Source organism: Janthinobacterium goodfellowi (assembly GCF_051380695.1).
In the GTDB taxonomy this organism is placed as follows: domain Bacteria; phylum Pseudomonadota; class Gammaproteobacteria; order Burkholderiales; family Burkholderiaceae_D; genus Janthinobacterium.
On the sequence record NZ_JBNYXN010000004.1, the window covers coordinates 52,903 to 76,614 of the forward strand.

Below are 23,712 nucleotides of genomic sequence, written 5' to 3' on the forward strand. Positions count from 1 at the left end.
TAATGGATGATCTACGCATCAATGGCGAACGGCTGTGGGCAGCCCTGATGGAACTGGCGCGGATCGGCGCGACAGCGAAGGGCGGCGTCAAGCGCCTGGCCCTGACGGACCTCGACAAAGAAGGCCGCGACCTGGTGGTAGGCTGGGGCCGCGAGGCGGGCATGAGCATCACGATCGACCAGATCGGCAATGTCTTCATGCGCCGCGACGGCACCGACAATACCTTGCCGCCCGTGATGACGGGCAGCCATATCGACACGCAGCCCACGGGCGGCAAGTTCGATGGCAATTACGGCGTGCTGGCCGGCCTGGAAGTGGTGCGCACCCTGAACGATTTACAGATCAAGACGCAGGCACCGATCGAAGTGGCGTTCTGGACCAACGAGGAAGGCTCGCGCTTCGTGCCCGTGATGATGGGCTCGGGCGTCTTTTGCGGCGCCTTCTCGCTGGAGACCGCTTATGCGGCCAAGGACACGGAAGGCAAGACCGTGGGCGAGGAGCTGGCGCGCATCGGATACAAGGGTGAGCAGGTGCCGGGCGACCATCCGATCGGCGCCTATTTTGAGACGCATATCGAACAGGGGCCCGTGCTGGAAGACGCGGACAAGGTTATCGGCGTGGTGCCGGCCGTGATGGGTCTGTCCTGGTACGACTGCGTGGTGACGGGCATGGAAGCGCATGCGGGCCCCACGCCCATGGGCTTGCGCAAGGATGCGCTGCAGGTGGCCACCACCATCATGCAGGAAGTCGTTGCGATTGCCAACCGCTACCCGCCATATGGGCGCGGTACGGTGGGCATGGTGCAGGTCTTCCCGAACAGCCGCAACGTGATCCCCGGCGAAGTGACATTCAGCATCGACCTGCGCAATGTGAACGACGAGCTGCTCAACACCATGCATGGCGAGATCACGGCCTTCATCGATGCCACGCGCGAAAAAACAGGCTTGGGCATTTCACTGGAAAGGGTGTCCTATTACCCGCCATGTCCGTTCCACCGCGACTGCGTGAGCGCCGTGCGCAATGCGACTGAAAAACTCGGCTACTCCGTGATGGATGTGGTGTCCGGCGCCGGCCACGACGCCATCTACGCGGCCCGGCTGGCGCCGGCCGGCATGATCTTCGTGCCGTGCAAGGACGGCATCAGCCACAATGAAATCGAAGACGCCAGGCCCGAGCACCTGGAAGCGGGCTGCAACGTGCTGCTGCATGCGATGCTGGAGCGGGCCGTGGCCGTGTAGGGCAAGGAGTACTATGCCGATGAGGTGCATCGGTGGTCCATACATACGCCGTCTCAAACTGCATGCAGACTTGTAGCTGGTGTGTTCATGTTGCCCGCTGGCGCTGTGGCGGTAGAGGCTGTACTCTGCCATTTATCCATGGCGCCAGGAGGTGCTCTTACAGTGCATGGTCGCCATCACTTGGTTTTATTGATGTCTGTCGAGACGGTGTTCACGTTAAGCAAATTCACGTTACCTTCAGCCGCGCCCTCCTGGCGCCATCTTTCCGCTGCTTCATCATCGCTCCCGTACTGAGTGGCCAGTACCAGCGACTCTTCAGTCAATGCCGCCGTCGAGATGTCTTCACACTCCAATTCGATGGCTGGCAGTCATCTATCTCTTTGGAATAGTGGATGGCCGCTGCTATAGCCTTCCCCTTTGCTTGCCAGCCCTGCTTTCTTGTCGCAAGCGACGTCCGGTGAGCCAAAGAGCTGGGGGGCATTCCACGCTGACACGATGTCTTGATAATAAGATGACTTATTTGCGTATCGTATTCTTGTGGCAATTTTCATTGCAACATAATTGACTTTATGGGTTAAGTTCTTGGTAAATTGGCATTAAAAAAATACTTGTATTTTTTATCCCTCTTGCCTTGCTGTCTGAGCACTACATCGGAATGCTGATAAAGGGTCGGGCTGCGTGTTAAAATGCATGAAAGAATAATTCTACATAAAATCTTCCCAATCTCATCTGGTTTGTTGCCGACTGTCGGATCTTATATTTCCTATTCATGAATTCATTTTTTTCCTATAAAGAATCTCCGCATGTATATTTCTTTTCAGGAAAGACTGTCTATATTCGCTGTTTTTTATGGTTGCTGTTGCCAAGTATAGTATGGAGCTTTGCTTTCGGTGGCTTTTATTTTTGTGCGGAGCCTTTTGTCTTTCCTTATCTCGAAAAACGTATTAATCCAAAATTTTCATTTGGATTGAAGGTCCTTTGGATATTTATTTTTTTGATCGCAATGTTGGCTAGTTGGAACATACATCCAGCTGCGTATCATTTTTATTTTTCGATCTTGACAGGAGAAGTTCCGTTTCAGGTTGTGGTCGCGTGTATTGTTTTTGTTTTTTTGATGTGTATTTTTTTGTATTTAACTCCTTATAGAGAAACTTCTACGGGGTTTAAGAAAAACATCATGGCCGTCGGTGTTTTTTTTATTGTTCTGAAATTCATGATGCCTTTCTTTGATCAAGGCGATAGCCTGATAAAGAAAAATATCATTGCATCGTCGCCATTTGTCGTGAAGATGTTGTTGCTTGATGCTCAAACTAACGACAAAAAATTCTTGGGCTCAACAAATTCACCGACATTTTTAAATCATCTCACGAGCGCTCGGGAAATTCCCGCCAAAATTGTCTTGCTGGTGGTCGAGTCATGGGGAGAGAGCGAGGCTTCTCTGTCGGAAGTGCGGAAAAGTATCCGGCATGATGGTGTCAATATTATCGAGGCAGGTTTTACCGATTATCACGGATCGACCCTGCAGGGAGAAGTTCGTGAACTATGTTCTCAGTATATTAAACTGGATGCTCGTCCGAATTTTTCCTCATTTCACGAAAATTGTGCTCCCGCATACATGAAAAGAAAAGGTTATGAGGTATTGGGCTTGCATGGCTATCTGCAGATGTTTTATGCAAGAAAATCTGTCTGGAAGGAGTTAGGGATCACTAATGCTTACTTTCAGAAAAATTTGAGCCAACTGAAGACTTGCCCGGGACGTTTTTCAGGTATCTGCGACGAAGAGTTGATCAGGTATGGCATTGACCTGATTAGCGAAAAAAATAAAGCATTTTTATATATGTTATCGCTGTCGAGCCATGAGCCTGTAGCGTCTTCCATGCTTGACACTCCCACGCAGTATTTCCGGAGTATTCATGCGGCTAGCGAATCTCAAATTGTCGCACGCAATGCCGTGGGAACATTGGTGGCAGCCTTGAGTAATAAACCTCAACTTGGCTGTACCCAGGCTTACGTAGTTGGTGATCATCAACCTCCATCAATGGGTAATAGTGATCAGCTTCGGGCGCATCAGGTGCCATATATCCTGATGTCCTTTCACTGCCGCAGCTAGATGTGGAAGCAGGGGGCAATGATGACTAAAAATATATTGTTGTCGCTAGTTGGCCTGCACCGTAGTTGCATGACTTGGATGCCGCATCACTTCGGGCAAGGCGTATACATCTAGCTGATGCAGCAGTCAGCCTGATCGATGTTGTTGTTGCGCAACGATTTTTCTCACCGTGCGCAACTGCTTCCGAACGCCTATATGCGCATACGCGTTTTCTTTATTGACATCGATGACATGCAGCGTGCTGGTCAAACTCTTTTTGTTGAAACCTGCGCAAAAACGCCAGCAGCGCGCGCGCCGCGATGTCGGCGTCGTCGGCCGTCATGGTTTCCAGCGGGTTGTGGCTGATGCCGCCATTGCCGCAGCGGGTAAACAGCATGGCCACGTCGGTGATGGCGGCCATGGCCATGGCGTCGTGGCCGGCGCCCGACAGCAGCGCATACGGTTCGATGCCGACCGATTCCACGGCCTGCGCCAGCTGCGCCATCAGCCACGGCGCGCACGGCGCCGCGCGCGCCGATAGCAGCAGTTCCAGCTGGTAGTCGATCTGGCGTCGCGCGCAGATGGCGGCGATGCCATCCAATATATCGTCGACGGCTGCCTGGCGCACGGTGTCGCTGGCCGCGCGGATATCGAGCGACAGGGTGCAGGCGCCGGCGATCACGTTGACGGAGCCGTTGGGCACGTGCAGCTGGCCCACGGTGCCCACCAGCGCTTCTCCCTGGCTGCAGCGCCGTTCCACCAGCAGGATGATTTCCGCGGCCGCGCTGGCCGCATCCTTGCGCATGGACATGGGCGTGGTGCCCGCATGGCTGGCCACGCCGCCAAGATTGACCAGGTAGCGCGAGCTGCCGGCGATCGCCGTGACGATCCCCAGCGGCAGGTCGCGCTCGAGCAGCACGGGGCCCTGTTCGATGTGCACTTCCACATAGCCGAGCAAGTCTTCGGGATCGCGCGCGATGGCGCCGATGGCGCTCGCCTCGTGGCCGGCGGCGGCCAGCGCGTCGCGCATGCTCACGCCATCCGCATCCAGCTGCTCCAGCAGCGATACGTCGAATTTGCCCGTCACGGCCGTGCTGCCCAAAAACGTGCTCTTGAAGCGCACGCCTTCCTCTTCCGCGAAACCGACGACCTCGAAATGAAACGGCAGCTTTTCGCCCCGTTCATGCAGGTGGCGCACGACGGCGATCGGCAGCACGATGCCCAGCCGGCCATCGTACTTGCCGCCGTTGCGCACCGTGTCGTAGTGCGATCCCGTCATCAAGGTCTTCGCGCCCGGCGCGTCGGACAGATAGCGGCCGACGACATTGCCGACGGCGTCGATGTGTACCTGCATGCCCGCGTCCCGCATCCAGTCGGCCAGCTGCGCGGCCGTTTTGCGGTGCGCCGGCGTCAGGTAGGCGCAGGTCAGGTTGTAATCGCTGTCGCTCCAGCCGGCCAGGGTTTCCGCCTGCTGCATGATGGCGGGGCCGAAATCCAGGCGCACGTCGAACAGCTCGTTCAGGCGCAGTTCGGCGATGCGCTTGATCTGCCGCAGCGATTCGGCCAGCTCATCGGCATGGCGGTTTTTCAGGCGCCGCGCAAACGTGGCGATGATGTCCTGGCGCGTCAGGCCTTCGCCCGTCGGGCCCTTGACGGCCAGGATGAAGGGAAAGCCGAATTTGGCGTTGTAGTCGCTATTGAGGCGCTGCAGGGTGGCAAATTCCTCGGCGCTGCACAGGTTCAGGCCCGACTTGGCCTGTTCGCGCGTCGACTCCGCCGTCAGCTGCCCGGCGATGGCGGCCTTGCCGGCCAGTTCCGGGTGGGCGCGTATCAGTCCCAGCTGCTCTTCGGGCGAGGCTTGCGCCAGCACGCGCTGCAGCTCCGTCTTGAGCGCCGTCAGGCTGGCAAACGGCCGGGCGGCGGCCGCGCGCTGGGCGATCCAGGGCGAATGTTCGTAGATGCCATGCAGGTGCGCGATAAAATCGGCCTGGCTGCCGGCGTTCAGGTCTGAAAGGGTGGTCATGGTTTTCCGATCATGCAAGCCGTGATGATAGCGCCCCGTTCCTGCCTCCATTATATGCGCGTGCTGATAGCGGCTATCGCTGCACCAGCGCCTTGGCGGCTGCGCTGACCTGGTCGCGCAGCCATTTGTGTTCGGGCGCCTGGTGCACGCGCTGGTGCCACAGCTGGTAAAAACGCATGGGCGGGAATTTCAAGGGCACGGTATACGTTTTCAGCGGCAGGGTCTTTTCATAGAAGCGCATGAATTGCCTGCCCGTGGTGAGCACCAGGTCCGTCTGCGTCAGCATGTAGGGGATCAGGCCGAAATACGCCGACTCCACCACCACGTTGCGCTGCAGGTTTTGCCGTTCGAGGAAGGAATCGATCACGCCGTGGTAGCCGGGCATCATCTGCGACGGTGCCACGTGGGGCAGGCTCAGATAATCGTCGAGCGTCATGGCGTCGCTGGCGGTGCGGCGCGCATAGGCGTTTTCCGCATGCATGGCGCAGATGATGGGGTCTTCGAACAGCTTCGAGATATGCAGGTGGGCGGGCGGCTCGTCCCAGTTGGCGATCACCAGGTCCAGGCCGCCGTCGGAGAGCTGCCGGATATGATCGATGCCCGGCCCCAGGCTGTGCAGCACGACGCGGCTTTTCGGCGAACCGCGGCGCAGCAGGGCCACCACGTTGGGCAGGAACTGGCTGTCCAGGTAGTCGGGCGCGGCGATATGGAAGGTGCGCGCCTCTTCCTGCGCCACGAACGGCGTCTTCTTGACGAACAGGCTTTCCGTCTGGTCGAGGATGCGCTTGGCCGGATTGAGCAGGCTTTCGCCATGCTGGGTTGGCACCATGCCGCGTGCGCCGCGCACGAGCAGCGGGTCGCCCGTCAATTCGCGCAGCTTGCGCAGGGAGGCGGAAATCGAGGGCTGCGGCTGATTGAGCTTGAGTGCCACGCGCGAGACATTCTTTTCCACCAGCAGCAGGTAGAGGATGCGGATCAGGTGCAGGTCGAGGTGTTGCGGCAGGCTGGACATGTGGCGGCGGCTCTGTTGTATATCGATTTGAATATGTCAAATATACGATATTTTTCATGTGATGGGCGGTAAATCCGTTTATCTTGTGTAGATTGGCACGAATATGGGTTCGGTCTGACTAGAGGAAATTTATGGAAGTATTTGCCTACCTGATTCCGTACGGCCTTGAGTGGCTGAACCTGATCGTCCGCTGGCTGCACGTCATCACGGGCATCGCCTGGATCGGTGCTTCCTTTTATTTCGTCTGGCTCGACAATTCCATACGTCCGCCCGCGCCCGGCTCCGAGCTGGCGAAGAAGGGCGTGTCGGGGGAATTGTGGGCCGTGCATGGCGGCGGCTTCTATAACCCGCAAAAATACCTGGTGGCGCCCGCGGAACTGCCGAAGGAACTGCACTGGTTCAAGTGGGAAGCGTATTCCACCTGGCTGTCCGGCTTTGCACTGCTCACCATCGCGTATTACTTCAATGCGCAAGCCATGATGATCGACAAGGCCGTGGCCGATATCTCCAGCGGCCAGGCCATCGGCATCGGCATCGCCACCCTCGTCATCGGCTGGACCGTGTACGACCTGCTGTGCCGCTCGAAGCTGGCGCAATATGAACTGTGGTTCGGCGTGACGGTGTTCGCGCTGATCGTCGGCGCCGCGTACGTGCTCACGCATTTGCTCAGCGGGCGCGCCGCCTACATCCACGTGGGCGCCATGATCGGCACCATCATGGTGGCCAATGTGCTGATGCTGATCATTCCCGGCCAGCGCAAGATGGTCGAGGCCATGGCCGCCGGCAAGCTGCCCGATCCCAAACATGGCCTGAAAGCCAAGCAGCGCAGCGTGCATAACAATTATTTTACGTTACCGGTGCTGTTCATCATGATCAGCAACCACTACGCGATGACTTACCGTAACGACCACGCGTGGCTGGTGCTGGCGCTGATCATGGCGGCCGGCGTCTTCATCCGCCACTTCTTCAACCTGCGCCACAAGGGCCGTGTCGAGTGGCGCTACCCGGCCCTCGGCGTGGCCCTGCTGGTGGCCGTGGCCGTGGCCATCGCGCCGAAAGCGCCCGTGGCCGCCGCGCCGTCGGTGGACCCGGCCGCGCAGTTAAAGAGCGTGCATGCCATCATCGCCCAGCGCTGCGCCACCTGCCATTCGGCCCAACCCACGCAGCCGGGCTTCGCCACGGCGCCGGCCGGCATGATGCTGGATAATGAGACGCAAATCCGCCAGCACGCGGCGCAAATCTACAAGCAGGCCATCGAGCTGAAAGCCATGCCGATCGGGAACCTGACCAATATGACGGAGGCAGAGCGTAGCGAACTGGGCGCCTGGCTGCAACAGACCATGCAAGGAGAAAAATGACTACGCACGCAGAAAAAATCACGGCCTGGATCGACGAGCACTTCGACGAAGAAGTCGCCTTTTTACAGAAGGTGGTGCAGCAGCCGACGGATACGCCGCCCGGCAATAACGCGCCGCACGCGGAACTGGTGGCGCAGCTGCTGCAGGCGTATGGCTGGAACGCGGAAAAGCACGCCGTGCCTGCGGACCAGGTCGAGGCGTACGGCATGCAGAGCATCACCAACCTGATCGTGCGCCGGCCATATGCGGCAGGCGGGCCGACGGTGGCCCTGAATGCGCATGGCGACGTGGTGCCGCCCGGCGACAACTGGACGTATCCGCCATATGGCGGCCAGATCGACGGCGGCTATATCTACGGCCGCGCGACGGCCGTCTCGAAAGGCGATTTCGCCACCTATGTGTTTGCCGCGCGCGCACTCGAAGCGCTGGGCATTCCCCTGAAGGGGCAACTGGAACTGCACTTCACCTACGACGAGGAATTCGGCGGCTTGCTGGGGCCGGGCTGGCTGCTGGAACAGCAATTGACGAAGCCCGATTTCGTCATCGCCGCCGGTTTCAGCTACGGCATCGTCACGGCGCACAACGCCTGCCTGCAGCTGGAAATCACCGTGCACGGCAAGTCGGGCCACGGCTCCATGCCGGAAACGGGCCACGATGCGCTGCATGCGGCCAACAAGATCCTCAATGCCATCTATGGCCAGCTGCCGGAACTGAAGAAGATCAAATCGAACGTGGCCGGCATCGACTCGCCCACCATGCTGGTGGGACGCATCGACGGCGGCACGAACACGAATGTGGTGCCGGGCAAGGTCGTCATGAAGATGGACCGCCGCATGATTCCCGAAGAAGACCCGGTGGCCGTGGAAGCGCAGGTGCGCGCGCTGATCGAAGACGCGGTGCGCGGCGAGCCTGGCATCCGCATCGAGATCCGCCGCCTGCTGCTGTCGCATGCGCTTCGGCCCTTGCCGGGTTCCGAACAGCTGGTCGGCAGCCTGCAAAGGAATGCGCAAGCCATCCTCGGCGAGACAATACCCGCCGTCGGCACGCCCCTGTATGCGGATGCGCGCCTGTATGGCGAACGGGGCATCCCCGCCGTGCTGTATGGCGCCGGCCCGCGCACTGTGCCCGAATCGAATGCGAAGAAGGCCGACGAGCGCCTGGCGCTCGATGATTTGCGCAAGGCCAGCAAGATCGTCGCCCTGACCTTGCTGGACTTCCTGGGCGAGAAATAAGGCGGAGCGCTTTGGCTTACAATGGGGCGACCACACTTTAAGTGAAGAAGAGCTCCATTGAATACCCGTTTTCTCGAAGCGTTTGTCTGGGCCGCGCGGCTGGGCAGTTTCCGCACGGCGGCCGACAAGCTGCACATCACGCAGGCGGCCATTTCCAACCGCATCGCCTCGCTGGAGCAGGATTTCGGCACGCGCCTGTTCGACCGCGATGCGCGTGACATCCGCCTGACCTTCGCCGGGCGCAACCTGCTCGTGTACGCCGAGCGCATGCTGGAGCTGTGCCGCGACATGTATGCGGCCAATTCCTCGCCCGCGCAGATCACGGGCGAAGTGCGCATCGGCGTCATCGAAACCATCGTGCATACCTGGCTGATCCCGTTCCTGCAGCGCGTGCAGGAGCGCTATCCGGGCATCGAGATTCAATTGACGTCGGAATCGACGCGCCGCCTGCACGAACAGCTGCAGCAGGGCGAACTCGATATCGCGCTGCAGACGGACATGCTGACGGGCGACCATATCCGCAGCACTGGCAGCGGCGCCATCGCCATGGGCTGGGCCGGCAGGGCCGCCGACTGGCCCGACACGGGCGTGCCGTTCACGGTGGCGCAACTGGCGCAGCATCCAATCATCACCATGAACCGCGGTTCGCAGCCGCATTCCGCCTTGAAGGCGCTGTGCCAGGACGAGGGCGTGCAGCTGGGCCGTGTCCACTGCGTCAGCTCGATTTCCGCCATCGTGCGGCTGGTGAAGGCGGGCTTCGGCATCGCCGTGCTGCCGCTGGCGCCCCTGCGCGAGGAAATCGAGCAAGGCAATATCGCGCTGATTCCCTGCACCAGCACCTTGGCGCCGCAGCGCATCGTCATCAGCTACAGCGAAGACATCACCACGGAAGCGATTCAGCTGGTGGCCATGCTGGCATGCGAGGAGGCGGCCAGGTTCACGCTGGCGCTGGGCGAGGAATATGGCGCCGGGTGATGTCGGCTTACGCTGGCGCTAAGCCGACCTACGATGCATATTAGTCGGGTAGGTAGGATTAGCGGCGGGACGCCGCGTAATCCGACAACATTGTTGGCTCCACCCACAAGAAAAACTTATCAGTCGCGTTCAGAATAACCCGTTTGCCAAGTGATGGCGTGCCACCTATTCTGGGTTGGCACTCCACTTACAACGCAAACGGAACCTTCATGACGACGTCCACCACCACCTTGCCCGGCATCCTGTTCGTCTGGACCAGCGCCGATCCGGAACACGAACGCGATTTCAACCGCTGGTACGACCGCGAGCACGTGGAAGAGCGCGTGCGCATTCCCGGTTTCATCAGCGGCACGCGCTATCAGAGCGTGCGCGGTCCCCGCAAATACCTGGGCCTGTACCGCACCGTGTCGCTCGCCGCCTTCCAGACGCCCGACTACTTCAAGGCTTTCGGCCAGCAGACGCCATGGTCGCTGACGAATCTGCAGCGCATGGTCGATCCGATGCGCCGTGTCTGCGCCATCGAGGCGGAAACGGGCATGGGCACGGGCGCCTGGCTGGCCGTGCTGCGCCTGGGTGCATCAGCCATCGGCCAGGATGCGCAAGCGGTGGCCGGCATGGCCACGCTGGGAGCGACGCTGCTGCAGATCGACGGCGTCATTGCCACGCGCTTGCTCACGCCCGACGCCAATCTGTCCGGCCCCCTGCCGGCGGAAAGGAAGGAGGGCCGCGTGCTCGATCCGATCTTCCTGATCGACGCATCGTCCGAAAGTGCCGCCGTGGCGGCCGCGAATGCCGCCAGCGCGGCGCTGGGCCTGGACGCTGAACAGGCAGCCATTCTGCAACTGTCCTGGCAGCTGCGCGAGGCCGACCTGCACGCTGCCTGACGCGCCGCAAGCGCATCTTGCCGGCACTGATAACACGAGACACGGGCCACGGCGCAGGGCAAAGCATCCTGCGCCGGGCCTGCAATAAAACTGACGAGAGAGGTAGGCAATGACCACATATACAACGGCAGGCGCTGCGCATCCGGCGGCCCAGGCACCGGGCGACAAGCCAAAAACGGGCCGCCTGGCCACGGCCAGCATGGTCGGCACGACCCTGGAATGGTATGACTTCACCGTCTACAACACCATGGCCGCGCTGATCTTCAACCACCTGTTCTTCCCTTCCTTCGATCCGCTGACGGGCACCATCCTGGCCTTTTCCACGTATGCCGTCGGCTATATCTCGCGCCCCATCGGCGGCGTGATCTTCGGCCACCTGGGCGACAAGCTGGGACGCCGCTGGGTGCTCGTGGTGACCCTGATGCTGATGGGCGTGACGACGGGCCTGATGGGCCTCCTGCCTACGTACGCGACGGCCGGAATCTGGAGCCCCGTCCTGCTGGTGGCGCTGCGCTTCGTGCAGGGCATCGCTTTGGGCGGCGAATGGGCCGGTGCCGTGCTGATCTCCGTCGAACACGGGGCGCCGGACAAGCGTGGCCGCAACGCCTCGTGGACGCAGGTGGGGCCGTCGTTCGGCACCTTGCTGGCGACGGGCTGCATCGGCCTGATCACCTATCTGCTGCCGCATGAGGTGTTCATGGACTGGGGCTGGCGCATGCCGTTCATCGCCAGCCTGCTGCTGGTGGCGTTCGGCATGTGGATACGCAGCGGCATCGAGGAAACACCGCTGTTCAAGGAACTCGACCAGCAGGATGCCAAGGCGGAAGCGCCGATCGGCGACGTGCTGCGCCTCTACTGGCGCCGTCTGCTGATCGCCGGCGGCGTGCGCATCGGCTCGGACGTGCTGTATGCGCTGGTGGTGGTGTTCACCCTGACGTATGTGACGACGGTGCTGCATTTGTCGTCGACCCTGGCACTGACCGCCATCATGATCGGCACGGCCTGCAATGCGCTGTCGGTGCCGCTGTTTGGCGCCCTGTCGGACAAGATCGGCCGCCGCCCCGTGTATGCGCTGGGCGCCGTGCTGGGCCTCGTGTGGGCGTTTGCCTTCTTCACCTTGCTCGATACGGCCAGCCCGGCCGCCATCGTCACGGCCGTCGTCGTGGGCCTGGTCATCCACGCCATCATGTACGGCCCGCAAGCGGCCTTCGTCATCGAGCAATTCCCCACCAAGGTGCGCTATGCGGGTTCCTCGCTGGCCTATACCCTGGCCGGCGTCATCGGCGGCGGCTTTGCGCCGCTCGTCATCGCCAGCCTGTACCGCTCGTACCACAGCACCATGGCCGTCTCGCTGTACGTGGCGGCGGCCTTGCTGATCACCGGCGCGGCAGTGTTTGCCGCGCGCGAAACGGGCCGCGGCCCCCTGGAGGAATAAAATCATGACGACATTGCATTTTCAACTGGCCGGCCATGGCCCCGTCACCTTCGACATCGATAACTTGATCATCGCCGGCTGGACGGGCCGCGACATGGCGATGGTGGAACACCACATCGCCGAGCTGGAAGCGATCGGCGTGGCGCGTCCGAAAAGCGTGCCGACGTTTTACCGCGTGGCGGCATCGTTGCTGTCGAGCGATGCGGCCATCGAAGTGCCGGGCGGCGATTCGTCGGGCGAAGCGGAATTCGTGCTGTTTTCCACGGAATACGGCCTGCTGGTGGGCATCGGTTCCGACCACACGGACCGCAAGGTGGAAAGCTACGGCGTGACGGTATCGAAGCAGATGTGCGGCAAGCCCGTGGGCGACACCCTGTGGCGCTATGCCGACGTGGCCGGCCACTGGGATCAGCTGCAGATGCGCTCCTGGCGCGAACGCGCCGGCGTGCCGGCCCTGTACCAGGACGGCCCCGTGACGCGCATGCTGTCGCCGCAAGACCTGATTTTGCGCTACACGGGGCAAGCGACGCTGCCGGTGGGTAGTGCCATGTTCTGCGGCACGCAGCCTGTCATCGGCGAGATGGGCCACGGCGACGCCTTCGAGCTGGAGCTGTATGATCCAGCCTTGCAGCGCCGCCTGCAGCACCGCTATGCCGTGCAAACCCTGCCCGTGGAAGGATAAGAGAATGACCGAACTGACCAAGACCATCCGCGACCTGGCGGCCGACCTCGCCGCCGGCCGCATCACCAGCGTGGCACTGACGGAGCAGATGCTGGCGCGCGCCGAGGCGCACCGGGCGCAGGGCGGCCATGCCTATGTCAGCCTCGATGGCGAACAGGCCTTGGCCGAGGCCCGTGCCAGCGATGCGGCGCGCGCCGCCGGCATCATTGCCTCGCCGCTGGCCGGCATCCCCATTTCGATCAAGGACCTGTTCGACGTCAAGGGGCAAACCAGCAGCGCTGCCTCGCTGGCGCTGGCCGGCGCGCCGCCCGCCGTGGCCGATGCGGGCGCCGTGGCGCGCCTGCGCGCGGCCGGCGCCATCCTGCTGGGGCGCACCAACATGAGCGAATTCGCATTTTCCGGCCTGGGCTTGAATCCCCATTACGGCACGCCGCGCAATCCGCACGACGGCGCGCGCGTGGCGGGCGGCTCCACCTCGGGCGGCGCCGTCACCGTGGCCTTGGACATGGCGGCCGGCGCGCTGGGCACGGATACGGGCGGCTCGATCCGCATTCCATCGGCCTTTTGCGGCCTGACGGGCTTCAAGCCGACGGCGGCGACTGTGTCGCTGGCCGGCACGGTACCCCTGTCGCGCTCCCTCGACTCGGCCGGCCCCATCGCCCGCAGTGTCGATTGCTGCGCCATTTTGTATGCAGCGCTGTCGGGCCATGACATCGGCGCGCAGGCGCCGGCACTGAAAGGCTTGCGTTTCGGCTTTACCCTGGACTACGTCGGTACGCACGTGGAGCCGCAGGTGCAGCAGGCTTTCGACGCCGCGCTGGACAAGCTGCGGCAAGCCGGCGCCCTGGTGGAACAGTTCGATTTTCCCGAATTGCTGGAGCTGCCGGGTATCAATGGCGGCGGCGGCCTGGTGGCGGCGCAAGCGTGGCACTGGCACAGGGCGTTACTGGAAGAGAAGGGCGCGCAGTACGACCAGCGCGTGGCGGCGCGCATCCGCCGCGGCCAGCAGCAGGGCGCGGCAGACTACATCGACCTGCTCGATGCGCGCGCGCGCCTGATCGCCATCGCCAAGCGGCGCCTGGCGCCGTTCGACGCCTGGCTGATGCCCAGCGTGGCCATTCTGGCGCCGCAGGTCGCGCCGCTGGAAGCGGACGACGCCGCCTTCTTTGCCACGAACGGCCTGGTGCTGCGCAACGCCAGCGTCATCAACTTCCTCGACGGCTGCGCGCTGTCGCTGCCTTGCCATGCCGACGGCGAGCTGCCCGTGGGGCTGGGCATCTGCGGCCTGGCCGGCGCCGACGATACAGTGTTGCAAATCGGCCGCGCCATGGAGGCGTTGTTGCGAGGGAGTGGAAAAGAATAGTGCCGTAGTGCAGGAAAATGCCAATTCTGTCATGATGGCTGGCATTGACATGGGATAGTCGCGCTGCGGGCGCCGGCAAACTTCACACTGTGCACCGATACGACCTGATTAGCTGTCATGACTGCGGCGTGCTGTACCGCAAACGTCCGCTGCGTCCACGCGAAAAGGCGCGCTGCATCCGTTGCCGCTCGGTGCTGTATCGCGCCGCGCCAGGCCGCGGCGCATCGGCCGAATTGAGCAAGGTGGTGGCGCTCACCCTGGGCGCCGCTTTTGTCTTCCTGATCGCCCAGTTTTTCCCCATCGTCGAACTCGACGTCAATGGCCTCACCTCGAGCGCCACCTTGCTCGGCTCCATCCGCGTGCTGTGGTCCGAGCAGATGCACATCGTGGCGACGATGGTCTTCCTGTTTACCATCCTCTTTCCCGCCATCGAGCTCGGTTCGCTGCTGTATGTGGCGCTGGGCTTGCGCGGCGGCGTCAAGGTGCCGGGCTTTAACCGCGTGCTGCGCGCCGTGCAGACGGCGCGCGAATGGGGCATGACGGAGGTGCTGATGATCGGCATCCTGATCACCGTTGTCAAGATGACCAGCCTGGCCACGGTGCTGCCGCAACCGGGCTTGTTCGCGTTTGGCGCGCTCACCTTGCTGCTGGCCATCGTCGTCTCGTTCGACCCCAAGGCCCTGTGGAACCTGGGCGACGACCTGACCCGGCAAGCGCTGCCCGGCATCCGCTACAAGGCTTTCGCGCCCGGCGAGAAGGTCGTTCCCTGCCATGCCTGCGGCCTGGTGGCGCCGCCTGTGGGCAAGGGCAGGCACCTGGCCTGCGTGCGCTGTGGCACGGCCCTGCACGTGCGCAAGCCGGACAGCATCAACCGCACCTGGGCCTTGCTGATCGCCGCCATGATCCTCTACATTCCCGCCAACCTGCTGCCCGTGATGGTGACGCAATCGCTGTTCGGCGCGCAGGACGACACCATCATGAGCGGCGTGGTGCTGTTCTGGACCAGCGGTTCGAAGGGCCTGGCCATCATCATTTTCATCGCCAGCGTGGTCGTGCCCATGCTCAAGCTGGGCGTACTGGCGCTGCTGGCGTTCACGGCGCAGCGGCGTTCGCGCTGGCGGCCGCGCCAGCGCACCATCTTGTACCGCATGGTCGAATTCATCGGCCGCTGGTCCATGCTCGACATCTTTGTCGTCACCCTGACGGTGGCGCTGGTGCGCTTCAAGTCGCTGGCCGTGATTACGGCAGGACCTGGCGCGCTGGCCTTTGGCGCCGTGGTGGTGCTGACCATGCTGGCGGCGATGCAGTTCGACCCGCGCCTGATCTGGGACCCCGTCGACGGGCAGGTGCCTGGCGAGGAAGAACCCGTGGTGTTGGCAAATACCGGAAACAATACAGTGATTGGAGAACAGCATGTCTGACAAAGAAGCGGGCGGCCTTGCCGAAACGGGTGGCCGTCCATTGCCGGAACCCGATGTGGAACAGGGCAGCCGCTGGCTGCCGTCGCTGGTATGGCTCATTCCGCTGCTGGCCGCGCTGATCGGCGCCGGCCTGGCCGCCAAGTCCATCCTCGACCAGGGGCCCACGGTGACGGTCAGCTTCAAGAGCGCCGAAGGCCTGGAGCCGGGCAAGACCAAACTTAAATACAAGGATGTCGATATCGGCCAGGTGCGCGCCATCACCCTGGGCGACGACTTGAGCAAGGTGCTGGTGACGATCGACATGAGCAAGGAAGCGCGCCGCTTCGCCACCGCCGATTCGCGCTTCTGGGTGGTGCGCCCGCAGATCGGCGCCAGCGGCGTGACGGGGCTGGGCACCTTGCTGTCGGGCGCCTACATCGGCGTCGACACGGGCAAGTCGGAAGCCAAAAAAGAGAGCTTCATCGGCATGGAGAGTCCGCCCGCCGTGGCGGGGGACCAGAAGGGCAAGCTGTACACCCTGCATGCGGACAGCCTCGGCTCCGTCGACGTGGGCTCGCCCCTGTTCTTCCACCGCCTGAGGGTGGGCAAGGTGGTCAGCTTCGCGCTGGACAAGGACGGCCACGGCATCACCATGTCGGTCTTCGTGAACGCGCCGTACGACCAGTTCGTCGGCAAGAATGCGCGCTGGTGGCATGCCAGCGGCGTCGACGTGCGCCTCGATTCCAACGGTTTCAAGTTGAATACGCAGTCGCTGGCAGCCATGCTGGTGGGCGGCATCGCCTTCGAGGCGGAAAACGGCCGCAAGCCCGAGGAGCCGGCGCCGGCCGGCACCAGCTACCGCCTGGCCGCTGATGAAGCGAGCGCCATGCGCGAGCCCGATGGCGAGGCGATCACCACCGTATTCTATTTCGACCAGTCCCTGCGCGGCTTGCAGCCCGGCGCCACGGTCGATTTCCGCGGCATCGTGCTGGGCGAGGTGCGCTCGGTGGGCATCGAGTTCGATCCCGTGAAGAAGAACTTCCGCATGCCCGTCACCGTCAATCTGTACCCGGCCCGCCTGGGCATGCGCTTCAAGGCCGCCGTCGACGATGAGGAAGGCTCGGCCGGCCACCAGCTGCTCGAACGCATGGTCAGCCGCGGCTTGCGCGCGCAGCTACGTACGGGCAACCTGCTGACCAGTCAACTGTACATCGCGCTGGACTTTTTCCCGAAAGCGCCGAAGGTGGCGCTCGATCCGAACAGGTATCCGCTGGAAGTGCCGACCGTGCCCAATACCCTCGATGAATTGCAGACGCAGATCGCCAGCATCGCCCGCAAGCTCGATCAGGTGCCGTATGCGGAGATCGGCAATAACCTGAACGCGACCATCAAGCAGGCCAATACCCTGTTCAAGCAGCTCGATGGCCAGGTGGTGCCGGAAATGCGCGATACCCTGACGGCGGCGAAACAGACGTTCGGCACGGCCGAACAGGTGCTGCAAAAGGATTCGCCGCTGCAGTCGGACGTGCGCCAGGCCTTGCAGCAACTGACGCAAACCCTGCAATCGCTCAATGCCCTGTCGGATTACCTGGAACGTCATCCCGAGTCCCTGATCCGCGGTAAAAAAGGAGATGAAAAATGATGAAGCCGATGTTTGCCGCGCTGCTGGCGGCCAGCCTGCTGGGTGCCTGCTCCACGCCCCAGCCCGAGCATTTCTATACGCTCAGCGGCGGCGCCGACGCGCAGCCGGCCAAGCCCGTGAAATACTATGTCGAGGTGCTGGCCGTCAGCGTGCCGCAGCAGGTGAGCCGTAACCAGTTCGTCGTGACGGCGCCGTCGGGCCGCATCGAATTGCTGGAGCAGCAGCGCTGGGCGGGGCCGCTGGCCGGCGAGATCGGCCAGGCCCTGTCCACGGCCGTGACGAACGACCTGGGCGCCATCGATGTGTTCCGCACGCCATATCCGGACAAGTTGCCCGTGTACCGTATCAGCACCAATGTGCAGCGTTTCGAGTCCGTGATGGGCCAGTATGCGCTGATCGATGCCGTGTGGAGCGTACGTCAGCTGGCCAGCAGCAAGGTGGTCACTTGCCGCACGATCGCCAATGAAAAGGTGGGCGCCGGCTACGATGAACTGGTGCTCGGTCACCGCCGCGCCGTGAACCGCATTGCCGCCGATGCGGCCAGTGTCGTGCGTGCTTTTGACAACGGCAACGCCGCCTGTCCGGCCGCCTGAGCCGCTTTCCGCTATCCACTCCCGGCCGCCGCTGGTAAAATAGGGCTATGGGAATGACCTTGTTTACGCGCCGCTTTACCGCCTGGATCGCCTGTTTTGCGATCCTGCTGGCGGCGCTCGCGCCGTCGATTTCCCAGGCCGTCGCCAACGCCAAGCAGGAGTCCGGCTCCGGCTGGGCGGAAATCTGCTCGGTGGCCGGCATCCGTTTTGTGCAGCTTGATCCAGCCGATGACGGCGCTGCCGATGGCAAGTCTGGCGGCAAGGCGATGCAGATGGAGCATTGCGCTTTCTGTTCCACGCATGCGGGTTCCGTCGGCCTGCCGCCGACCAGCCCCGTGCTGCCGCTGCTTGTGGCCAGCGGCACGGCCATCTTCCCGGCCCTGTACTACCAGTCCCCATCCCCGCTGTTCATCTGGTCCACCGCGCAGTCGCGCGCGCCGCCCCGTCTCATTTAAGTTTTTGCATTTTTAGTACTTGCCCTGCGCGCCTTCCAGTGCGACGGGGCAGCATCCGCACACTTAAACGAGAATCACATGAACAAGAAACTGTTGGTGCTGGCTTTGGCCGGCACCGTGGCTTACCCCTGCGCGCGGGCGCAATCCGATCACGCCATCGACACCGTCGTCGTTTCCGGCTCGCGCGCGCAATCGTGGCTGTCCGAGACGCCGCAGGCGATTGGCGTCGTCAATGCCAAAACCCTGGAACGCGACAAGCCCAGGACCATGGGCGATATCCTCAACCGCATCGCCGGCGTGTACTGGAACGACCTGGGCAACGAGCAGCACAGCATGAGCATCCGCCAGCCCATCGGCACGAATGCCGTCTACCAGTACCTGGAAGACGGCATACCCATCCGCCCGCTGGGCGTCTTCAACCACAACTCGCTCAATGAGATGAACATGGCGGGTGCCAGCGGCGTCGAAGTGGTGAAGGGTGCCGCCTCGTCGCTGTACGGCAGCAATGCCGTCGGCGGCGCCGTCAATTTCCTCACGGCCGGCGCCAGCGCGACGCCGACGGCCAAGGTGGGCGTGCGGCGCGACAGCGTGGGCGGCTTTACTCGCTACGACACGTCCGCCAGCGATACCTGGGGGCCGCTGGGACTGCGCTTTTCCCATTACAGTTCGCGTCGTTCGCGCGACAACTGGCAAGAGTACAGCTATGGCGACAAGGATTCGTTCTCGCTGCGCGCCGACTATGCGCTCAGTCCTGCGTCGCAGCTGCGCGCCACCATCGTCCACACGGATCTCGATGCGGCCATGACGGGCAGCCTGTTCGAGGACGATTACCGCCATGCCCCCGGCAAGAGCCTCAATACCTTCACCTACCGCAAGGACAAGACCACGCGTATGAATCTGGCGTGGGAGGGCGCGACGACGGCCAATGGCACGAGCACCGTCACCGTGTTTACGCGCAAGAACGACCATGGGCAGATTCCCGCCTATTCGATCGGCAGCTGCGCGGGGCTGCTGTGCAAGGGCGTCATCAACAACAACCACGTCGATTCGCTGGGGCTGGACGTGAAACACCAGCAGGAATTCGCGTGGCTGCGTTCGCGCCTGGTCGCCGGCGTGTACGTGGACAAGAGCGACAATCCCTTCGTCAGCGATAATCTCTCCATCGTGCGCGACACGGCCACGGGCCGCTATCTGCGCTATACGCTGGCCAACGCGTCTAATCCGCAGGGCGTGCGCGATTACCAGACGGATATCCTCAACACGGCCGTCTTCGCGCAATGGGAATTGACACCGCTGGCGGGCACGCGCGTGGTGCTGGGCGGGCGTTCGGATGCCATCCGCTACGACTACCATAACAATCTGGCGCCCGGCGGCAGCGTCAATTACGGCGCGCCCGACGAGTCGCGCAGTTTTTCGCACGTGAGCCCGAAGCTGGGCGCCACCTATGCCATCGGCCACGCGGGCAGCGTGTATGCGAACGTCAGCCAGGGCTTCACGCCGCCCGAAGTGAGCCAGCTGTATGGCAAGACGGGCATCGCCGACCTGCAGCCGTCCGTCTACAACAACTATGAACTGGGCTTGCGCTGGGCCTTTTTGCAGGGCCGATTGAAACTCGACACGGCCCTGTACCGGCTCGACGGGCGCGACACTATCGTCAGCTACACGCTCTCGCCGGGCAACAGCGAAAACCGCAATGCGGGACGCACGCGCAGCGAAGGGCTGGAGCTTGGCCTGAACTACGACAGCGGCCCCTTCGACGCGCGCTTCGCCACGGCCATCGCGCGCCACCGCTACCTGCGCTACCAGGTCTCCAGTACCCTCGATTACAGCGGCCGGATCATGCCGCAGGCGCCGCGCGACATCACCTCGTTCGAGATCGGCTACAAGCCCGTGACGGGCGCGCGTATCGCACTCGAAGCCGTGCATCAGGGCCGCTATTGGATGAACAATGCCAACACGGTGGAGTATGGCGGCCACGCGGTGCTGAACCTGCGCGCCAGCTACCAGCTCGCGCGCGGCCTGGAAGCGTGGGTACAGGTGCGCAACCTGGCCGATAAACGTTATGCCGATTCGGCCAGCAGCAGCTATGCGGGCACGGGCAGCTACGCGCCGAACAGCCAGAACCAGTACACGCCCGGCGCGCCGCGCAGCGTGATGCTGGGCCTGGCCTATACCTATGACGGACTGTGAGGCTGGCCATGGACGACGCAACCTTTCTTCTCGCACGGCGCAAAAGCCTGTACTGGCGCATCCATTTCTGGGCCGCGCTGATCGCCTCGCCATTCGCGCTGGTGGCGACTTTGACGGGCATTTTGTATATCTTCACGCCGCAGATCGAGGCGAGGCTGTACCAGCACCTCGACCATGTGGAGCCGCAGGCGTCCATGCTGCCGCTCGATGCCGCCGTGGCGGCAGCGGAGCGGGCCGCCCCGCGTGGCTGGACGGTGCAGCACGCGGTGCCGCCGTTTCAACGGGACGATGCGGTGCAGGTGGCGTTCGCGCCGCCCGGCGGCGCGCCCGATGAACATGCGGGCCATGGCGGACGTGCCGCGCCGGTCAAGCCCGCATTCGGCCTGCCCGCGCAAGCCATCGTCGTCTACGTGAATCCGTATGACGCGCGCGTGCTGGGCAGCCTGGCCAGCAGCGAGCGCTTCGGCAACTGGGCGAAAAAGCTGCATTCGCGCCTGCTGCAAAACGATGGCTGGCGCTGGATGATCGAACTGGCCGCCAGCTGGCTGATGGTGATGCTGGTGACGGGCGTGGTGCTGTGGTGGCCGCGCGGCGCGCAATCGGGTTTGCCGAAGCGGGGCGCGCGGGGCCGCAACGGCTGGCGCCAGTGGCATGCTTTTCTCGGCGTCGCGCTCGGCATCGTCAGCGTCGTGATCCTGACGACGGGACTGACGTGGAGCCAGCAGGCGGGCGGGCGTATCCGCGCGCTGCGCGACGTCAGCGGCCAGGCGCCGCCGCCCGTGCCGCGCGGCCTGCATTCGCGCGAGGAGGGCGCTCCGCTCGACTGGCAGGATGCCTGGCAAGTGGCGCGCAGCCATGCGCCCGCCATCGCCGTGCAGCTGACGGCGCCGGCCAGCCAGGACGATGTGTGGCGCGCCACCATGGCCGACCGCAGCCAGCCCACCTTGCGCTTCGACCTGCAATTCGATGCTTACAGCGGCAAGCCCCTGTATTACGCGGGCTGGGAGGCGCAGACGGCGTTCGGCAAGGCCACCGCCATCGGCATCCCGTTCCACCGCGGCGAATTCGGCTGGTGGAACCAGGCCTTGCTGCTGCTGTTCGGCGCCAGCGTGCTGTTTTCACTGGTGTCGGGCTGGGTGATGTTCTTCAAGCGGCGCCTGCCAGGCTCGCTGGGCTTGCCCAAGCTGCTGCCGGGCGCCTGGACCTCGCCGTCCGCGCTGGCCTGGCTGGTGGCGGCCGGCATGTGCGCGCTGATGCCGCTGCTGCTCGTTTCGGGCAGCCTGCTGATGCTGCTGGAACTGGGCCTGGCACGGGCTAGCCGCCGACGATGGGCTGGGCGATGATCCAGAGGCTGAGCAGGGTATAGGCGATCATCAGGGCCAGCATCGGGTACTGGCTGCGCAGGGCCGCGCGGCGGCCGGTGTACAGGCGCAGCGCGCAGACGTGGGCCAGCCAGACGGCCGCCACGTGGCCGGCCACGATGGCGAACAGCGATACGTACCACACCACCTTGGCGTCGACGATGCCAAGGCGGATGAAGTACAGCTTCGTGCCGAACAGGTCCCAGCCCAGGCCCAGCGGGTCCGACGCCAGCGGTATCAGGTACTGGCCCGCCATCGCCAGGAAAGACAGGTAGTGGGCGAAATGGTAGGCGATAGCGATTGGCACCAGGGTCAGCACGAAGTGGGCGGCCACGCGCATCAGGGGCAGGGCCGGCTGGCCGTCGCTGGCGCCGCAGCGGGCGATCAGCGCGCAAAACAGCAGGAAGACGCCGAGGAACAGGGCCGGCATCAGCAGCAGGGCCACCGTGGTGATCCAGGCCAACGCTCCCGGCGTCACGGTGAGGATGGCATCGACGATGTCGTACCACGTTTGCGTTTCCATCATGCCGTCGAAGCTGACGGAGGCCAGCATCAGGATCACCAGCACCAGGCAGGCGGGACGCACGGCTTCCTTCGCCAACAGGCCCGCCGCGTATGGGCGCACGTAGCAGGCGCCATCGCGAAAGGTGATGGGCGCGAAGCGTGCCAGCAGGCCGAAGACGACGCTGAAAACTTCCGCGTGGCGCAGCCAGGCGGTGCGGCCGAACAGCGCCATGCCCGCCCACGTGCAGGCGGAATACAGCAGCATGGCCCAGGCCAGGCTGGCCGGCTGCTCGCTGCCTTCCCAGTTCAGCTCCATCCAGATAAAGCCGAAGAACAGGGCCGCCGCCGGCCATCCGTCGAGCCAGCGCGGCCACGCCAGCGGCGCACGCCAGCGGGGCGCCAGATGCGCCGCCGTGCGCGCCACGCTGTCGAGCGGATTGACCAGCGCCCACAGGTCGCCGAGCAGCGCCGACACGTAGGCCATGCCTACCCACCAGATGGCCCAGACCATGGCGGGGGCAATATTTTTCACGGGATTTTGCACGCCCACCAGTCCCGCCACGATCACCAGAACATACAGTGCCAGCACCAGCAGGCGCAGCGCGAAGGCGATGGCGTTCGCGCCAGGAATACGGCGCAGCAGCAGGCGCGCGTAGTCGCCCCGGTAAGGCGCAGCCGCATCGTCGCGGCGCCACAGGGCCAGGAAGGCGAACGACAGCGCCACCGTCAGTCCCGCACCCAGCAAGTATAGCCAGAGCGGCAGGGGCAGGTCGTAGCGCTGGCCAAAACCGTGCGCATGGGCGATGCATGGCGCGGCCAGCAGACTGGCAGCGACGGCGCGCCGCATCATCGCGGCAATACCTCCAGATACATCAGCGGCGCCTCGCGGTGATGCTTGTGCTGCTTGCCCTGCGTTTGCGTGCCATAGCCGTGTGCGGAAACGGGAAAGCGTCCCGGCACCGCGGCGTCGATGCGCATGGCTTTTGTCTCGCCCGGTTTGACCGTGAGCAGCTGGTCGTAGCCATGCAAGTGGATACTGACTATTTCGTCGGTAGTCCAATCCAGGGTGATCGAGCCGTGCTGCCGGACCCGTATCGTCGGTGGTTTTGCGGCGATTTTGCGCTGCGCGACGGCCAGCGCCACACGCTGTTCCGGCAACTGCCGGCTAGCTGCCGGGCCGCTCTGCGACTGGCTTTGCGCCGATATGCACAGCAGGGCAATGGCCAGGCCCAGGCTGGCGAGGGAAGGATGGAATGGAGTTTTTTTCATCCTTAAA

General features: G+C 63.2%; 19 protein-coding genes. 15 read left to right on the forward strand and 4 right to left on the reverse strand.

Going from position 1 to position 23,712, the window contains the following annotated elements; translation table 11 throughout:
- Positions 1-2: 2 nt before the first annotated feature.
- Positions 3-1,238: a Zn-dependent hydrolase gene (locus ACQ4WQ_RS16255; protein ID WP_436498403.1), complete on the forward strand. Its 1,236-nt coding sequence runs from the start codon at positions 3-5 to the stop codon at positions 1,236-1,238.
- A 769-nt stretch (positions 1,239-2,007) separates the two neighbouring features.
- Entirely contained in the window at positions 2,008-3,348 is a 1,341-nt protein-coding gene (locus tag ACQ4WQ_RS16260) for a sulfatase-like hydrolase/transferase (protein WP_436498405.1), read from the forward strand.
- Positions 3,349-3,562: 214 nt separating this feature from the next.
- Here the strand turns inward: ACQ4WQ_RS16260 and ACQ4WQ_RS16265 are convergent, their stop codons facing one another.
- Together ACQ4WQ_RS16265 and ACQ4WQ_RS16270 are read right to left on the reverse strand one after the other, a co-directional pair.
- Positions 3,563-5,350, reverse strand: coding sequence for an allantoate amidohydrolase (locus ACQ4WQ_RS16265; RefSeq protein WP_436498407.1), 1,788 nt, complete (start codon positions 5,348-5,350; stop codon positions 3,563-3,565).
- A gap of 73 nt (positions 5,351-5,423) precedes the next feature.
- Positions 5,424-6,362: a LysR family transcriptional regulator gene (locus tag ACQ4WQ_RS16270; RefSeq protein WP_034754583.1), complete on the reverse strand. Its 939-nt coding sequence runs from the start codon at positions 6,360-6,362 to the stop codon at positions 5,424-5,426.
- A 131-nt stretch (positions 6,363-6,493) separates the two neighbouring features.
- Between ACQ4WQ_RS16270 and ACQ4WQ_RS16275 the strand changes: the two genes are divergently transcribed.
- The 13 genes from ACQ4WQ_RS16275 (at position 6,494) to ACQ4WQ_RS16335 (ending at position 21,914) form a co-directional block, all read left to right on the forward strand.
- Positions 6,494-7,720, forward strand: coding sequence for a urate hydroxylase PuuD (locus ACQ4WQ_RS16275; protein ID WP_436498409.1), 1,227 nt, complete (start codon positions 6,494-6,496; stop codon positions 7,718-7,720).
- Positions 7,717-8,952: a M20/M25/M40 family metallo-hydrolase gene (locus ACQ4WQ_RS16280; protein ID WP_436498411.1), complete on the forward strand. Its 1,236-nt coding sequence runs from the start codon at positions 7,717-7,719 to the stop codon at positions 8,950-8,952. The genes ACQ4WQ_RS16275 and ACQ4WQ_RS16280 overlap by 4 nt, the downstream gene beginning before the upstream one ends.
- Positions 8,953-9,009: 57 nt before the next feature.
- Complete coding sequence (locus ACQ4WQ_RS16285) at positions 9,010-9,927, forward strand: LysR family transcriptional regulator (RefSeq protein WP_326456567.1); 918 nt, start codon at positions 9,010-9,012, stop codon at positions 9,925-9,927.
- 209 nt (positions 9,928-10,136) lie between these two features.
- Positions 10,137-10,811, forward strand: coding sequence for a hypothetical protein (locus ACQ4WQ_RS16290; RefSeq protein WP_436498413.1), 675 nt, complete (start codon positions 10,137-10,139; stop codon positions 10,809-10,811).
- 109 nt (positions 10,812-10,920) lie between these two features.
- Positions 10,921-12,246 carry an MFS transporter gene (locus ACQ4WQ_RS16295; protein ID WP_436498415.1) on the forward strand — a complete coding sequence of 442 codons (1,326 nt, stop codon included), beginning with the start codon at positions 10,921-10,923 and terminating at the stop codon, positions 12,244-12,246.
- A 4-nt stretch (positions 12,247-12,250) separates the two neighbouring features.
- Positions 12,251-12,928 (forward strand): DUF2848 domain-containing protein, encoded by a 678-nt coding sequence (locus ACQ4WQ_RS16300; RefSeq protein ID WP_436498417.1) that lies wholly within the window; start codon positions 12,251-12,253, stop codon positions 12,926-12,928.
- A gap of 4 nt (positions 12,929-12,932) precedes the next feature.
- The gene (locus tag ACQ4WQ_RS16305; RefSeq protein WP_436498419.1) at positions 12,933-14,291 is read left to right on the forward strand and encodes an amidase; all 1,359 of its coding nucleotides are present in this window, start codon (positions 12,933-12,935) and stop codon (positions 14,289-14,291) included.
- Positions 14,292-14,419: 128 nt separating this feature from the next.
- Positions 14,420-15,712: a paraquat-inducible protein A gene (locus tag ACQ4WQ_RS16310; protein ID WP_436498421.1), complete on the forward strand. Its 1,293-nt coding sequence runs from the start codon at positions 14,420-14,422 to the stop codon at positions 15,710-15,712.
- Positions 15,705-17,333 (forward strand): PqiB family protein, encoded by a 1,629-nt coding sequence (locus ACQ4WQ_RS16315; RefSeq protein WP_436498423.1) that lies wholly within the window; start codon positions 15,705-15,707, stop codon positions 17,331-17,333. The genes ACQ4WQ_RS16310 and ACQ4WQ_RS16315 overlap by 8 nt, the downstream gene beginning before the upstream one ends.
- A complete protein-coding gene (locus ACQ4WQ_RS16320; protein ID WP_326456560.1) occupies positions 17,330-17,926 on the forward strand; it encodes a PqiC family protein in 597 nt (198 codons plus the stop codon). Before ACQ4WQ_RS16315 ends, ACQ4WQ_RS16320 begins: the two co-directional genes overlap by 4 nt.
- Before the next feature lie 53 nt (positions 17,927-17,979).
- Positions 17,980-18,381: a DUF2946 domain-containing protein gene (locus ACQ4WQ_RS16325; RefSeq protein ID WP_326456559.1), complete on the forward strand. Its 402-nt coding sequence runs from the start codon at positions 17,980-17,982 to the stop codon at positions 18,379-18,381.
- A 78-nt stretch (positions 18,382-18,459) separates the two neighbouring features.
- Positions 18,460-20,571 (forward strand): TonB-dependent receptor family protein, encoded by a 2,112-nt coding sequence (locus ACQ4WQ_RS16330; protein ID WP_436498425.1) that lies wholly within the window; start codon positions 18,460-18,462, stop codon positions 20,569-20,571.
- A gap of 8 nt (positions 20,572-20,579) precedes the next feature.
- Entirely contained in the window at positions 20,580-21,914 is a 1,335-nt protein-coding gene (locus tag ACQ4WQ_RS16335; RefSeq protein WP_436498427.1) for a PepSY-associated TM helix domain-containing protein, read from the forward strand.
- Here ACQ4WQ_RS16335 and ACQ4WQ_RS16340 read toward each other — a convergent pair.
- Positions 21,886-23,286: a hypothetical protein gene (locus ACQ4WQ_RS16340; RefSeq protein WP_436498429.1), complete on the reverse strand. Its 1,401-nt coding sequence runs from the start codon at positions 23,284-23,286 to the stop codon at positions 21,886-21,888. The two genes, ACQ4WQ_RS16335 and ACQ4WQ_RS16340, sit on opposite strands and share 29 nt — an antisense overlap.
- Positions 23,283-23,705, reverse strand: a complete 423-nt coding sequence (locus ACQ4WQ_RS16345) for a hypothetical protein (protein ID WP_436498431.1) — start codon at positions 23,703-23,705, stop codon at positions 23,283-23,285. The genes ACQ4WQ_RS16340 and ACQ4WQ_RS16345 overlap by 4 nt, the downstream gene beginning before the upstream one ends.
- Between the last annotated feature and the right edge of the window lie 7 nt (positions 23,706-23,712).

What these genes read in the sequence shown, in the direction of transcription:
- ACQ4WQ_RS16255 (WP_436498403.1), top strand. Translation starts at nt 3, where the DNA reads ATGGATGATCTACGCATCAATGGCGAACGGCTGTGGGCAGCCCTGATG.
- ACQ4WQ_RS16260 (WP_436498405.1), top strand. Translation starts at nt 2,008, where the DNA reads ATGAATTCATTTTTTTCCTATAAAGAATCTCCGCATGTATATTTCTTT.
- ACQ4WQ_RS16265 (WP_436498407.1), bottom strand. Translation starts at nt 5,350, where the DNA reads ATGACCACCCTTTCAGACCTGAACGCCGGCAGCCAGGCCGATTTTATC.
- ACQ4WQ_RS16270 (WP_034754583.1), bottom strand. Translation starts at nt 6,362, where the DNA reads ATGTCCAGCCTGCCGCAACACCTCGACCTGCACCTGATCCGCATCCTC.
- ACQ4WQ_RS16275 (WP_436498409.1), top strand. Translation starts at nt 6,494, where the DNA reads ATGGAAGTATTTGCCTACCTGATTCCGTACGGCCTTGAGTGGCTGAAC.
- ACQ4WQ_RS16280 (WP_436498411.1), top strand. Translation starts at nt 7,717, where the DNA reads ATGACTACGCACGCAGAAAAAATCACGGCCTGGATCGACGAGCACTTC.
- ACQ4WQ_RS16290 (WP_436498413.1), top strand. Translation starts at nt 10,137, where the DNA reads ATGACGACGTCCACCACCACCTTGCCCGGCATCCTGTTCGTCTGGACC.
- ACQ4WQ_RS16295 (WP_436498415.1), top strand. Translation starts at nt 10,921, where the DNA reads ATGACCACATATACAACGGCAGGCGCTGCGCATCCGGCGGCCCAGGCA.
- ACQ4WQ_RS16300 (WP_436498417.1), top strand. Translation starts at nt 12,251, where the DNA reads ATGACGACATTGCATTTTCAACTGGCCGGCCATGGCCCCGTCACCTTC.
- ACQ4WQ_RS16305 (WP_436498419.1), top strand. Translation starts at nt 12,933, where the DNA reads ATGACCGAACTGACCAAGACCATCCGCGACCTGGCGGCCGACCTCGCC.
- ACQ4WQ_RS16315 (WP_436498423.1), top strand. Translation starts at nt 15,705, where the DNA reads ATGTCTGACAAAGAAGCGGGCGGCCTTGCCGAAACGGGTGGCCGTCCA.
- ACQ4WQ_RS16320 (WP_326456560.1), top strand. Translation starts at nt 17,330, where the DNA reads ATGATGAAGCCGATGTTTGCCGCGCTGCTGGCGGCCAGCCTGCTGGGT.
- ACQ4WQ_RS16325 (WP_326456559.1), top strand. Translation starts at nt 17,980, where the DNA reads ATGACCTTGTTTACGCGCCGCTTTACCGCCTGGATCGCCTGTTTTGCG.
- ACQ4WQ_RS16330 (WP_436498425.1), top strand. Translation starts at nt 18,460, where the DNA reads ATGAACAAGAAACTGTTGGTGCTGGCTTTGGCCGGCACCGTGGCTTAC.
- ACQ4WQ_RS16335 (WP_436498427.1), top strand. Translation starts at nt 20,580, where the DNA reads ATGGACGACGCAACCTTTCTTCTCGCACGGCGCAAAAGCCTGTACTGG.
- ACQ4WQ_RS16340 (WP_436498429.1), bottom strand. Translation starts at nt 23,286, where the DNA reads ATGATGCGGCGCGCCGTCGCTGCCAGTCTGCTGGCCGCGCCATGCATC.
- ACQ4WQ_RS16345 (WP_436498431.1), bottom strand. Translation starts at nt 23,705, where the DNA reads ATGAAAAAAACTCCATTCCATCCTTCCCTCGCCAGCCTGGGCCTGGCC.